Origin of the sequence: Candidatus Tisiphia endosymbiont of Myopa tessellatipennis (assembly GCF_964031105.1) — a bacterium.
Classification (GTDB): Bacteria; Pseudomonadota; Alphaproteobacteria; order Rickettsiales; family Rickettsiaceae; genus Tisiphia.
In genome coordinates this window covers 760,565-774,327 of the sequence record NZ_OZ035005.1, presented here as the reverse complement: position 1 = coordinate 774,327, position 13,763 = coordinate 760,565, and the positions used below count along the sequence as shown (strand labels likewise).

Below are 13,763 nucleotides of genomic sequence, written 5' to 3'. Positions count from 1 at the left end.
GCGTCAACTTAAGAGCGTAATGATTGAGCAGGTATAAGTAAATCAAACCTAAACGTCATTGCGAGAAGCCGCTGCAAGCGGCGACGCGGCAATCTAAGATACGCGAAGCATTACTCTAAAAAATAGCTTCGCTGTTTATTTAGATCGCCACGGCATCTAACGAGCCTTGCTATGACGGCTGTGTTTAATTTGTTTATACATGCTCAATCATTACGCTCTTAAGTTGACGCCTATGTGTCTACACGGGGCTTTTGTGGATAATTCCCAGTCTTTTTCTCCAACTTTTCAAAATGAAATATCCCAAATGCAAAACCTATGCAAACTGGAAGCAATATAATCATTATCCCCCAATGATGCCAATATTCAGTTAAGTAAACAATTGAAAAAGGGGTAACTACATACATTAAGGCACGAGATATGGCAAAGGTAAGACTAACACAGCTAAAACGTTTAAAGACAGGAAAATGTTTATAATATATTGGCTGTCCTAGACTAGGACCGGTAGGTACAAATAACATAACGAATAATTGCATTAAAAATACATCAAATGAGCTATTAAGATTATTTAATAAATAAGGGCAAGCTAAAGCAAATAGACAAAATGTTAATAACAAAGTTTTTACAATTTTTAACGGATATATTTTATAACTTAAATATGTTAATACCAAGGTGCTTAAGAAGGAAAATATTGAGAGAATAAAATTTTGATGAATGACCTGTTCAGCACTATAGCCAAAAGAAGTTTTTAAAAGATTACCACAATGCACATAAGCAAAATAAAAACATACGGGACACATACATTCTATTAAAAACAATGCTAAAATTGTTGTTTTATTAGCTTTTTCCTTCCATATTGGATTATTTTCTAGTTTTTTGAGATCTATGCTGCCAACATTTGAAGGCTGCTGAAAAGTTTTTTTTAGTTGACGTTTGGCATCAGCAAATTCTGGTGTTTCTCTAAGACTCTTTCGAGCTGCTGTGCCGATCAATGCTACGCCTGCTCCCATCCAAAAGGCTATACGCCAATTAAATCCATAGGAGGTCACTAAAGATGCTATTCCTAAAGCGCCAACTTCTCCTAAAGTACTAAAAATCGCAACTGACGAAACAGCTGGATATTGGGCTGGTGGATTTATAGATTCAGTTAAATAAAGTGCTGCTCCTACTGTCTCTCCCATAACGGACATTCCTTGTAGTACACGGCATATGGTGATCAACCAAGAGGCTGTAATACCTATTTGGGCATAAGTAGGGAGATTAGCCATGGTAATACATGATAAAGCCATTATAAAAGTCGTTATAATAACGGTATTCTTACGCCCTATATTATCACCTATATAGCCAAAAATTAACGCTCCAACAGGTCTAAAAATAAGGCTAGAACAGAAAGCCGTAGCAGAGTAAATTGCTGTAGTATGCGGATCACTTTGAGGAAAAAACAACTCATTCATCAATATTGCCATATGAATGTAAAGCATCAAGTCAAAAGATTCTAAAAAAGTCCCTATGGACAGCAATCCAACCGCTTCTTTTTGCTCTTTCGTTAGGCTTCTTTGTTCCTGCTGATATCCTATCATTTATTTACCTTATAATTTTAATAGTACTATAAATATTGATGATTTGGTTAATTAATAGCAAGAAAAAATGATATAGTAGGCTAAAATAATTAAACTATTAGTGTAACAATATACTAGTACTTAATACAACCTAAAAGTTCGAGTGGAGATTTCTTTGACATAATTCAACTGAATTAACTATAAGTGCATATTTGAAGTAATTGGTATTTTAAATTATAGATTCTATATTTGCTATCTTACAGCTATTAGCCAAATTACTATCTAGAGTAGCAATGCTTGCTTCAAGGCGTAGGGATAATTCAAGGTAAGAAGCATCATAAGACGTTAGACCATATTTAGTTGCAATCCTTGCTATTATATGTAGAGATTCAGGGCTAGAGCAAAATTTATCAATATTAATAGGAAGAGTATTTAAGAGGTGTAAATACTCTTCATAATTACTTTTAGTAATACGTTGTTTTTTTAAGGATGATATAAGCACATTGTTACATTCTAAAAAAAAGACAGCAGGGGCAAATATATTATATACTTTGTTAGAAATATGATGGTAAATGTTATCGACCTTAAGCTGCTGCTCATCCGGTAAAATCGATGACATGATGAATGAACAATCTACTACTAAATTCATTTTCTACCAAGATTTTTCATTTTAATAACATCATCTGTAGAGCCAAGAGGACTACGTTTTTTAAGTTCAGCAAGTTTTTTAAATAGATCATCAAATCTTTGGGAATAATATTTAGCTACAGATATAACAAAAGCTACCTCTTTCCCTCTGTTTGTTATGCATAATTCTTCACCTGCTTCTACTTCTTTTATTAGCTCCGTTAAGTGAGTTTTTGTTTTAAACATACCAACTATTCTCATGAATCCTCTTTAATAAACCAGTTAACTTAACTAGTTTATCATATTTTAATAAGCAATACAATACGCTAATAACAGCGATGAATCTATTTCATTTTACTTAAATAATCTTAATAATTTGCTTGCAAAAATTTTAAAATTAATTTATTAGGTTCTGAGTTTTTGGGTTCAAGAAGAATAAAAAATAAATATAAGAGAACAACAGATGTTAAAAATAAAACAGGCAAGATTAAGCCTTCCCCCTTTAGATTTTAACATAGCAAAAGATAAACAGGTAATGAATACTCCGGATGCTGAACAACTAGAAGTTAAACAGCAAAAGGGTTTTTTGGAGAAAGAAACTCAATCTGATAAGATGTTATTATGTATTGATTGGGATGGAACAATAGTAAAAGGCTCCCTACACAATGCTCTTAGTACTACTTTCAATTATCAGGATTGTGTAGATCAATTTCTAGCAGATGAAACAAAAAATTGGAAAAATAAAGAGCTATTAGTAGACTTGTTGCAAAAAGCATTAACTATAGGATGCCATATAGCTATTGTATCTTTTGGCTCATATCCTGAGTGGATCGAATACGCTCTTAAGCAACTTGCTTCAGAATATAGGTCTACTCTATTGGAAAAAATTTATGTAGTGTCGCATCCTCGTAGAAATGGCTATGAAGGCAAACAGGAGCATATAGAGGAAGCCAAGAGTCATTTTGGTGTTTCTGAGAATAAGAAGGTTGTTTTAATAGATGATGATAAAAATAATGTAGATATTGCAAAGGAAAATGGTATGCAGGGGATACATGTTACCGAAGAAGAGGGTATTGGGTATTTAAATGAGGCTTCTGAGATAGTTGCAGCACAAGAACAAAAAGAAAATCAAATACAGACTAACTTTGATCAGTTAACAGAGAGTACATTAGAACTGTTGGGTGAAGAACCTTCCCTAATAAACTTTTATGACATATTATAGGGATTATACTATTTTGCTTTGAAGATAAAGACAATAGCAAAACTTCTAGGATTCCTAATATAATTTTCATTAAAACTAAGGATTATTTCTCCCATTTTTCTTAAAGCTTTGTTATAATCATTCCAGTTACGAACCTTTTTTATAGATGGTATACTACTCGTAGGATCATTTGAGTATACCGCTAGAGTCTTGGATAATGACGACGCAATTTTTGGTTTTCTATTCTAGAGTATATTATATACCATAGTACCCTACATTTTTTATATAGCCACTATTAAAATGGCTGCTGATCGTCTATTAGCGAGGAGTTGCGAAAAAGCGGCGACGCGGCAATCTAGGATACGCAACGTACTAGAAAAAACAGCTTCGCTGTTTACCTGGATCGCCACGGCATCTAAAGATGCCTCGCGATGACGATTGTAGGAAAATGTAGGGTACTATGATTATACTTTTGATGAGTTTTTTATCATTCTATTCAATTTCTAGGTTCATAACAACCTATTTTGACTATCCACGTTAGTAATACCTCCTCACGAAAGCAGGAACGTCCATATATGGCATCCTGGGCTATTAAACCGATGTCTTACATCAAACTAAGGTTATATACCTACTTAAACTTGTACATTTGGTTAATTTATGAAGTCATATACTTTTAAAGAGCATTTTTTAGAGCTAAAGGCTAGGTTCTTACGAGTATTTGCTGCATTCATTATTGGTTTTATTATTTGTTATTGTTTTAGTAGCGATATATATAACATTTTATTAGAGCCACTTGCAGAATTAGATCATGCTGATATAAGGAAAGTGATCTATACTGGTCTTACTGAAGCATTCTTTACTTATATAAAACTTGCAGCTTTTGTTTCTTTTGTCATGATTATGCCAATTATCGCTATAGAATGTTTTTTATTTATAAGACCTGGGTTATACTCAGGTGAGAAGAAATATGCTGCTTTTATTCTTTTTATGTCGCCTGTTTTGTTTTGGTGTGGGAGCATCTTTGTATTTTATTTTGTTATGCCGCGTGCATGGCAATTTTTTCTAAGCTTTGAAGATAATAACGCTATTATTCCACTAATTCTAGAAGCTAGAATTAGTGAATATTTAAACTTAGTAATTCAGTTAATTATTGCGTTTGGTATAGCTTTCCAATTACCAATTATTATGTTAATATTAAATTTATTAAAAATATTAACAGCAAAAGACTTAGTGGACAAAAGAAGATCGTCTATAGTAATTATTTTTATTATTGCTGGTATTTTAACTCCACCGGATGTGCTTAGCCAATTTGCCCTTGCAATACCAATGCTTTTATTATATGAAACTTCAATTATTATGTGTAAATTTGTAGAAAATCGAGGAAGTTAAATGTTAGATATAAAGTGGATTAGGGAGAATAAGCAGGAATTTGATGATCTACTTATCAAAAGGGGAATTTCCCCAATGTCCGATAAAATTACTAAACTAGATGAAAGCAAGCGCCAGCTAACTAATCTTATTCAGCAATTTCAGCATGCAAGAAGGAAAAAATCTAGGGATCTAGGCAACATGCCTAACAAATTTAGTAAAGAATTTGAAGAAATAAAGCGTGATGTGGATCACATAAATGAGAAACTGGAAGAACTGAATTTAAAATTAAATAGTAATCACCAGTTAAACGATATGTTGGAGGTATTGCCAAACCTTCCTGATCCTGATGTACCATATGGCACTGATGGCAGTATGAATAAACTGCTTAAAACAGTAGGAGACATTACAACAAAACCATCTCCTCCATTACCTAAGCAGCATTTTGAACTTGGTGAAAGTTTAGGTATGATGGATTTTGTCCGTACTGCTAAAATGTCTGGTAGTAGGTTTGTGACTCTAAAGGGAGATTTAGCAAAGCTAGAACGTGCATTGATTAATTTTATGATTGATACACATACTCAAGAATTTGATTTTACTGAACTATCTCCTCCATCTTTGGTGCGACCAGCTGCTATGTATAATAGTGGTCAATTGCCAAAATTTGCAGAAGAGTCGTTTGAAACGGTGAATAATTACAGGTTAATTCCAACAGGCGAAGTACCTCTCGTTAATATGGTAGCCGATACCATAATAGCTAGGGAAGAATTGCCTATACGTTATGTTGCTTACACACCCTGTTACAGATCAGAATCTGGAAGTAGTGGTAGAGATACTAGAGGTATGATACGTATGCACCAGTTTGGTAAAGTTGAGTTGGTTACAATAACTACTGCAGAAGAATCTCAGCGTGAACATGAATATATAACTAATGCAGCTGAAACCATTCTAAAAAAACTTGATCTACCATATAGAGTTATGTTGCTTTGTACTGGAGATATGGGATTTACTGCCAAGAAAACCTATGATTTGGAAGTATGGTTGCCTGGTCAAAATCTATACCGTGAGATTTCAAGTTGTTCTAATTGTGGAGATTTTCAGGCTAGAAGGATGAAAGCTAGATATAAAGAATTTGGTAGCAACGAAACCACTTTTGTCCATACTTTGAATGGTTCTGGTTTACCAATTGGTAGGACAATAATCGCAATTCTAGAAAATTACCAAAATGCAGATGGTTCAATAACAGTTCCAGATGTTTTGGTGAGTTATATGGGTGGGTTGGAGCGAATTCATACCACTAAGTAGTATAAATAACATGTATTTGATAGGTATCATTGGTGTTCAAAATAGCTAGCAACTCAAGAAAAGTTGATAAGGATTTATATAATAATTCTGCAGAGGATTTCATTCCAATTGCTTGTCATTATAATGAGAATACTTTGTTAACTAAGAATGGTGAACTACTCCAAACTATCCAAATAAATGGTATCAATGCAGAAAATATTAGCACTAAGTTATTCAATTTACGAGAAGTAGTGCGTAATGCGATTAAGAAAAATGTTCGTAATAAAAATTTTGCATTTTGGATACATACTGTACGACGTAAGACAAACTTAGATGACCCAACTCCTTACAATAAATTGTTACCAGCTAATATTCACAATTTATGGCAAAAAAAGAATTACTGGGATGATAAATTTGTTAACACCTTATATATCTCAATAATTTATGATTCTGCTGAAATTAAAGTTAAAAATCTCAACTCTTTAATAACATCTTTGTTTTTTGATAAAGTTATCAGTCTCCAAAATAAGTACTTAAGTAGTGTTTTTGAAATACTAAATAGCACTGTTGATACAATACTTTTGGATTTACAAGATTTCGGTGCAGTAAAGTTAGGAATAAGATTTGAAGGGGAAGAATCTTACTCTGATCTGATGTTTTTATATCGTAGAATAATCCATCTCAACGAAGAATATTGCCTAGTACCGATTGCAAATCTATCTAATGCTTTATCCTCTAATCAATATGCAGTTGGTAACGATAAGATTGAAGTAATAAGTAGGCATGATAAAAAGTTTGCATCCATTATTTCAATAAAGGAATATCAAGAAGTATCATCAGCTGCACTTGATGGATTCCTACAATTACCTGTAGAATTAATAGCAACAGAAATATTTTACTTCGTTGATAAAAAAGAAGTATCTAAAACATTTGAACAACAGGCATATATTTTACAAGTTAGTAAGGATACTAAACTTGCTGAAATTACAGGAATAGATAAAATAATGAACCTTGATGCTTCAATCCCGAACCAATTTTGTAAACAACAAATTTCTATTGCTATTATAGGGTCAGACTTGGAAAAATTGGATCAATCAATTGCCCAAGCATCTAAGGAACTTGCTAAAATTGGCATTGTCCATGTGCGAGAAGATATAAACTTAGAGCAGACATTTTGGGCACAACTCCCAGGGAACTTTTCCTATGTTAGGAGGCTCGCTCCCACAATTATAGAAAATACCGCCGCTTTGGCCTCATTACATAATTTCCCGACCGGAAGCCAAAATAACATATGGGGTAAAGCGGTGACTTTGCTTAGAACAGAAAAAGGAACTCCTTACTTTATGAATTTTCATGCTAAAAGTAATAATAGAGGGAATACTTGTATTTTTGGCACAGCTAATACTGGTAAGACTGTACTAACAAATTTTTTAATTTCTGAAGCCACTAAATACAAGCCAACAATATTATATCTTTCCAATAATAATAATTCAAAGATTTTTGTTGAATCAATTGAAGGGCAGTGGTTTGAAAAGGAGAAGAACCTAATAAATCCATTTCTACTAGATGATACTCTAGAGTCAAGGCATTTCGTTACCGAATTTCTTAAGATAATTTGTAATCATTCTTTTTACCCTCTAACCAAAGCAGAATTAGCTTTTCTAGAAAACTTCGCTGATAAAATTTGGACTTTAGATAATAAAGATCGTAATTTTTCCTCCATTTTAAAAACAATGGACTTTTCTATAGAAGGTGGAGATTTAATTAAACTAAGGTTGACTGATTATACAAAAGGAGGATTATATGATGGTATATTTGATAGTGATAAATTCCCTTTATCTGAAGGTGGCATAATCGGATTTAATTTGTACCCTTTCTCTGAGAAGTCTTTTACAGAACGTTTTTATCCAACAGATAGAAAACTTCTAGAAGATTTTTCAATGAATTTGACTAAGCATAATAGTTTATGTGTAGGATTAATATATGCTTTTAATTATCACTTAACTATTATAGGGAAGAGTCCAAAAATATTAGTAATAGATAATCTAGATTCCTTGTATAGACCGGAAAATTTTGATAACATATCACAAATGATTTCTGATAGATTGCTGAGTAATAATGGAATAATGGTTAGTAATTTTAATTTTAGTTATCTACAGTCGATAAAAACAAAGGTGCTACAGAATTGGTTGGATTTAACAGACACTAAAATAATTTTACCATCAGAAATAAAATTACAGTATTTAGAACAAATTTTAGGATTAAATGAATCAGAAATAAATAAATTATCGAAATTTACAATTGCTTCTAGAATGTTCTTAATAAATCAAAATAATCAATCTATTGATTTGGAGTTAAGTATAGGAAGTTTAATTGGCATTATCAAGATTCTATCCTGTAGAACCGAGGAATTGAAAATATATCAAGAAATATTACAACAATATCCAGGACATCCTGATAATTGGATTAATCCTTTGTATATAGCATTAAATCATATTTAGTTGTAAGAGGAGTTTGGTGCTAAAAAAATATTATCTAGCATTTTTTTTGTTGATTTACTCTAGCAAGAGTTATGCATCATTTTGGGATGGAGTTGCACAATGTCTCAGTAACCCTTGCAATTGTGGTTATGACACGATAGATGAAATATGGAACGGAACTAGCGCAAGAAAAGGAATAGAGCCAAATCCTATGTGCCCACCATGGAATAAGCGGGATGGACGTGATACAGATAATTGCTTGATTCAATTTAACCCTCCTGAGAATTTTATTGGATTTTATCTTCATCACTGTGCAGAACATACCACAGAAAGTTCCTATTTTGCACCAAAGATTCGTATAAGAACTCAAAGTTGTAATGCATTTGCATGCTGGAATCAATCCACTACTTTGAATTGGGATGGTGAATGTGTAATATGGCCTAGGGCTTATGCCCTACCCTTACTCAGAATTTGTGCTAGGGTTGCTGTTCCTGCAGTTGCACCAACAGCCTTGAATAGTAAAGGAACGCCAGCAGACCCTGGTTATACACCTGGAAAACATTTGAATGATGTTGGCTCTACAGAAGATGATAAACCGATTATTGGAGATGATGGAAAACCGATTGTTGGAGATGACGGAAAACCGTTTAATAGACCAAAGCTATGCGCATATAGTGATCCTGGCTTGGTAAATCTTGTTTCAGCTACCGGAGTTCACTTAGATCCGATGGACTGGAATCCAATAAGACAACCTCTTCATAAAACAGATGAGTTACACCCTTTTGCAAAAATTCTAAAGTTTTTAATAGACATTAAGTCTAGTATGAGTATATCAGTACTATTAGGTAAGTTATTAGACATGATTGCTTCTGACAATACACCAAGTCTTGATGTTATAAAAGAAATAGTTAAATGGATAGGATATATTTTTGAACAACAATGGATGTATGAGGTGGCAAAAAAAATAGTAGAAGCACTTGGTGCACTAAATCGTTCTGTTGATGACTACCAATTTGGTTGCGTTGAATTACCATTTGGTCCTTTTCCACCACCATATTGCCCTAAATTAGAACAATTCATTATTACTCCCACTACAAAGCTTGTATGCAGTAAAAAGAAAAATGGTTTATTTGTTCAATCTTCAGATGCACCATGCGTAGTATCTAAATTAAGAAATAATCTTATTCATAATGTCGTACGTGTTAGTTTAGACAATCTTGTGCCTCTTTGTAAAAATGAAGATCCTCAAAAAACCGATAAATGTGTAAGAATAAACAATCTTGATCCATTTTCTTCAGCTAAAGGAATTCATATTGCTACCGCTCAACGCGATGCAATAAAAAAATGCTCAGCTGGTGATACAAAACTTTGCGTTAACACGAAAATTGACTTTAAATGTAGTATTACTGAGAATGGTTGCGAAGATGGATTTAGGATAGTCTACGCACAAAAAGTAGGTGATATCTCTACACCAAGTAGTTACTATGTTGATGATTTACCTGATTGTGATAGCGAAGGAGCAAATGGTAAGATTACTTGTCAAGAAATATGGGGCATAAATATTGGCGAGTTTATTGATGTTAATCTTGCATTTCCTAGTATACAAGGTCAAGATGGTACAAGTTTACTACCGCTCAAGAAAACCTTTAAGCTCAGAGATAATGTTGATGACAGGTCTTTTGTTGCTTCAATTACTAGAAATACTACCTTAAACCCTCATCTTAGTCGTGATCCAAAATCTATTTGTGTAGCAGAAGGAGATAGCTTGGTTGGTTGTGAAGACAGGGTAACAGATGGTTACCAAATCCTAACCTACCAGTGTGAAGGATTTCCTAGAATTACTTGCCATAATAATAGCTATTATAACCCTCAATTTATTGCGTCAATACGAGTGTCAGACGATAAAGGGAATATTGTTGATTCAACTAGTACTGTTATTACACCGTTATCTGCTAGTAATCCAATACCAATAGCCAATAAGACAGAAGAAATAATAAATTTAGCAGGATTTAATTTTACTTCCTTCATGGCATATATTTCTAATACCCCCCCAACTATATATACTGCTATGCCATTTTCTGGCAAAAAATCTATGAATCCTTTAACTATATATGGTAACTATAAAGACGACAAGACCCCTTATGATGTTAAAGGAATTCCTACTACAGGTGTGGTATATTTAAAGGGTCTTGAATATATAAATGGTAAATATATTCAAGGTGCAACGCATGGCTGTTTACAATTAAAAGATATAGACAAATGTGTTCCGGGAGTAAATAATACTAACTGTGTACTAGCAAAACTACTTGAATCAGATACAGTTGATTGCTCAAAATTTAAGACAAAAAGTATGCAATACCTAGGCCTGCAAATCTGTCAGGATACTCATACTGGTTGTAATTCTGCGGAGACTATAGATGATCTTAAGACAAAGGGTATTACGATTTATAAATGTGCTAACTCTGCGTATTGTTATAAAAATAATCGTAAGCCAGATGTTGAAGTATGTAAAGTGTCTGTAGATAGTAATAATAGAATCGATCCTTCCCCGTCACTAGGCCCTACAATAAACACTGATGGAAAGTATTACACTGCTACTTTTAATAAGGATGGTGTTCTTATTGATAAGAATGGTGCTTTTGTCGATAAAGATGGGATCCCTGTAGATAAGGATGATGTTATTGTCAATGAAAATGGTATTTTTGTCAATAAGAAGAATGGTACTCTTGTTTATCAGGATGGTACTTCTATTGAAAAGACTGCTGCAATCCGAGATAAAACCCCACAAGAATTAGGTTTTTGTACTTCAGTTCCTGCCCCTAAATGTCAAGCAATTACCACCCCGACTAATGCCAGTGGTAACGCAACATGGTCTAGTACAGAAATAGGTGATTTGGCACTAGGTACTTGTAAACCTGGTTGGGTACTAATTGATCCGAATAAACCACTACAACGTTATTGTCTATCAAATATCGATACTAAAACAGTGGCCTTTGAAGGCTTACCGGATGGTGTAGGATGTAAAGAGAATACTGGTCTTAATTTTAAATATGCAAGCGATAAAAAAGATTTTCCTGTTAAAAATAGTTATGATAATGCCACTAAGGTTGGAACTTTTGTACTTGGTGGTTCATACGATTCTGCAGCACATGCTGTTAATACATTTTATTGCGTAAATTATGAGTTTGATATACCAAATACTAACATGCTAAGCTCTTTCACCATAGGTGGTACTGGCTCATATTATGACGATTACATAATGATTAAAGTTAATAATCAGCTTATTCATACTGACCCTGATAACTTTAACTCTATGGAATGTAGAAATTACAATGCTGACCGTACTCACTGTAATGTTTACATTTCTAAAAATGGCAATTTTGTAAAAGCATCCGACATAGGTAGAGCTAATGACCTAGCACAACTTAATCTTATGCCACATTTACAAAATGGTAAAAATAATATTAATACTTGTGTGGGAATAGTTGGTGGAGGAACTTTAAATGTTACTATTAAATATCAACTGAAATAACCTGAGTTTGATAAAGACATCAGGCTATCACCATTACTATTAGTCAATTTAGGAGGATTGGTTTAGTTGCAACGCAACTAGCTGTGAGTAATTTAATTTGTGCTAGACATGTTGCTACGGCCGTTTCAGTTCGGAGGATATTTGACCCTAGACTTATTGATAAAGTATTGGGTCTTAATGAAAGAATTTGGAGTTCATTTTGTGAAAAACCACCTTCTGGACCAACAACAACTGAAAGATTTGCCGAAATATCTGATGAGTATATAGGCATGATTTTTAATAAAGTATTATTTTCATCTTCATTTTCATTGGCATATATTATAGAACTACCTAGAGTTTGTTCTAGGAAAAGACTAAGTGATACTACTGGCATAAGAATGCAGGGTATTAAACGTTCGGACTGCTCTGTAGATTCGATAATACATTTCATCAATCTTTGAGTATTAACAGTGCGAAATTGAGATCTTTCTGCTATTAGTGGAATAATTTTTGTTACCCCAAGCTGTACAGCCATATCTATGGCATCCAACATTCTATCACTTTTAATAATGGATATTCCTAAAGTAAGTTCAGGTTCAACTGTTGCTTTTCTTAAAATATTAGTAAGTCCAACATGTAAATTATTTTTTGTCATACCAGTAATTTGTGCTATAAACTCACCATCTGTGCCGTTAAAAATTCTAAAATGATCGCCAACCTTTAGTCGTAATACTGTTTTAAGGTAGTGACTATGATCTTCTGCAAGATTTAACGAATAGTTTTCAATTAGTTTGATATTGGTATATATTCTGTGAAGACGAGAAAATTTCATAATTTTAGGTACATTTATGGATAACAAAAAAGATACTATAATAGACTTTCTGCATAAGTCAAAGATAGCCCCGGGATTTTTAGAAGAAACGAAGCCGTATACCGTAAGCAGTATACTAGATGAATTTCAAGAGTTGGCTAGGCGTACAAGTGGCGAGCGAACGGAGCGTAGTCAAACCGTTATTCCTACGCGAAGTCCCATCGTGCCACAACGCCAACACTTGAAAGGCGAAGGGTATACAATAGACGATTGTTACGGAGCAAGACCAGTTTCGACGACAAAATTACCAACTAGATTGACTTATGCAGGAAGTCTATTAGAAGATAAAAAAGAAAAGCCAAAGGAAATAGGTGGTTTCAAGGGTCAAGAACCCACTATCCACGGAGATTGGCAGCATAAAGGTAGGGTAACTGATTTTTAAAAAATTTATGCCAAGTTTTCATCAAATCAAAGTTCTACCATATAATGCACAAGAATTATATTACTTAGTTCTTGATGTAAAGTCATATCCTGAATTTTTGCCATGGTGTAAGGCTGCTAGAATTATCTCGGAGAGCGAGAATCAAATTATAGCTGAATTAGTAATTCAGTTGAAAGGTTTCACAGACAAATATCAATCAAAAATTATATACTCAAATGATTTAACGAAACAAAGCTATTCTATTGAAGTAGAAGCAGTTTCTGGACCATTTAAATATTTAAAAAACTTATGGCAATTTTCTAAAGAAGATACTGGTAGTAAGATAGAGTTCTTTATTGATTTTAAGATGAAATTTGCAATAGTTGACAAGTTAGTTAATATATTTTTTACTGATGCTACTGAAAAAATGGTTGATGCATTTGAAAAAAGGGCAGATACTATGTTAACTAAAATAAACTTAGCAAACTACTCTTGAAATAGGGA

At 33.4% G+C, this 13,763-nt stretch carries 10 protein-coding genes and 1 pseudogene; 7 read left to right on the top strand and 4 right to left on the bottom strand.

The features are described from left to right. Positions 1 to 230: 230 nt before the first annotated feature. The 3 genes from AAHN03_RS03835 to AAHN03_RS03825 form a co-directional block, all read right to left on the bottom strand. Positions 231 to 1,577, bottom strand: a complete 1,347-nt coding sequence (locus tag AAHN03_RS03835; RefSeq protein WP_342278201.1) for an MFS transporter — start codon at positions 1,575 to 1,577, stop codon at positions 231 to 233. A 208-nt stretch (positions 1,578 to 1,785) separates the two neighbouring features. Continuing rightward, positions 1,786 to 2,205, bottom strand: a complete 420-nt coding sequence (locus AAHN03_RS03830; RefSeq protein ID WP_342278200.1) for a type II toxin-antitoxin system VapC family toxin — start codon at positions 2,203 to 2,205, stop codon at positions 1,786 to 1,788. Beyond that, the gene (locus AAHN03_RS03825) at positions 2,202 to 2,444 is read right to left on the bottom strand and encodes a type II toxin-antitoxin system Phd/YefM family antitoxin (protein ID WP_342278199.1); all 243 of its coding nucleotides are present in this window, start codon (positions 2,442 to 2,444) and stop codon (positions 2,202 to 2,204) included. Before AAHN03_RS03825 ends, AAHN03_RS03830 begins: the two co-directional genes overlap by 4 nt. Positions 2,445 to 2,646: 202 nt before the next feature. Here AAHN03_RS03825 and AAHN03_RS03820 point away from each other — a divergent pair, with 202 nt between their 5' ends. The 5 genes and pseudogenes from AAHN03_RS03820 to AAHN03_RS03800 all read left to right on the top strand — a co-directional run bounded on the left by AAHN03_RS03820 (position 2,647) and on the right by AAHN03_RS03800 (position 12,048). Further along, positions 2,647 to 3,405: a hypothetical protein gene (locus tag AAHN03_RS03820; protein ID WP_342278198.1), complete on the top strand. Its 759-nt coding sequence runs from the start codon at positions 2,647 to 2,649 to the stop codon at positions 3,403 to 3,405. 636 nt (positions 3,406 to 4,041) lie between these two features. Further along, a pseudogene (gene tatC, locus AAHN03_RS03815) lies at positions 4,042 to 4,796 on the top strand (twin-arginine translocase subunit TatC). Further along, the gene (gene serS / locus AAHN03_RS03810; RefSeq protein WP_342278197.1) at positions 4,774 to 6,057 is read left to right on the top strand and encodes a serine--tRNA ligase; all 1,284 of its coding nucleotides are present in this window, start codon (positions 4,774 to 4,776) and stop codon (positions 6,055 to 6,057) included. Before tatC ends, serS begins: the two are co-directional and overlap by 23 nt. A 41-nt stretch (positions 6,058 to 6,098) precedes the next feature. Further along, on the top strand, positions 6,099 to 8,537 hold the full coding sequence (locus AAHN03_RS03805; RefSeq protein ID WP_342279174.1) for a VirB4 family type IV secretion/conjugal transfer ATPase: 2,439 nt from the start codon (positions 6,099 to 6,101) through the stop codon (positions 8,535 to 8,537). A 16-nt stretch (positions 8,538 to 8,553) separates the two neighbouring features. Continuing rightward, positions 8,554 to 12,048: a hypothetical protein gene (locus AAHN03_RS03800; RefSeq protein WP_342278196.1), complete on the top strand. Its 3,495-nt coding sequence runs from the start codon at positions 8,554 to 8,556 to the stop codon at positions 12,046 to 12,048. 43 nt (positions 12,049 to 12,091) lie between these two features. Here AAHN03_RS03800 and AAHN03_RS03795 read toward each other — a convergent pair whose 3' ends face one another. Beyond that, positions 12,092 to 12,859, bottom strand: coding sequence for a 16S rRNA (uracil(1498)-N(3))-methyltransferase (locus tag AAHN03_RS03795; RefSeq protein ID WP_342278195.1), 768 nt, complete (start codon positions 12,857 to 12,859; stop codon positions 12,092 to 12,094). Between the two features lie 16 nt (positions 12,860 to 12,875). On the opposite strand from AAHN03_RS03795, the gene AAHN03_RS07655 reads away from it, so the two are divergent. Together AAHN03_RS07655 and AAHN03_RS03785 are read left to right on the top strand one after the other, a co-directional pair. After that, positions 12,876 to 13,280 carry a DUF1674 domain-containing protein gene (locus AAHN03_RS07655; RefSeq protein ID WP_410521321.1) on the top strand — a complete coding sequence of 135 codons (405 nt, stop codon included), beginning with the start codon at positions 12,876 to 12,878 and terminating at the stop codon, positions 13,278 to 13,280. A gap of 7 nt (positions 13,281 to 13,287) precedes the next feature. Next, positions 13,288 to 13,755, top strand: coding sequence for a type II toxin-antitoxin system RatA family toxin (locus AAHN03_RS03785; RefSeq protein WP_341762669.1), 468 nt, complete (start codon positions 13,288 to 13,290; stop codon positions 13,753 to 13,755). Positions 13,756 to 13,763: the final 8 nt, after the last annotated feature.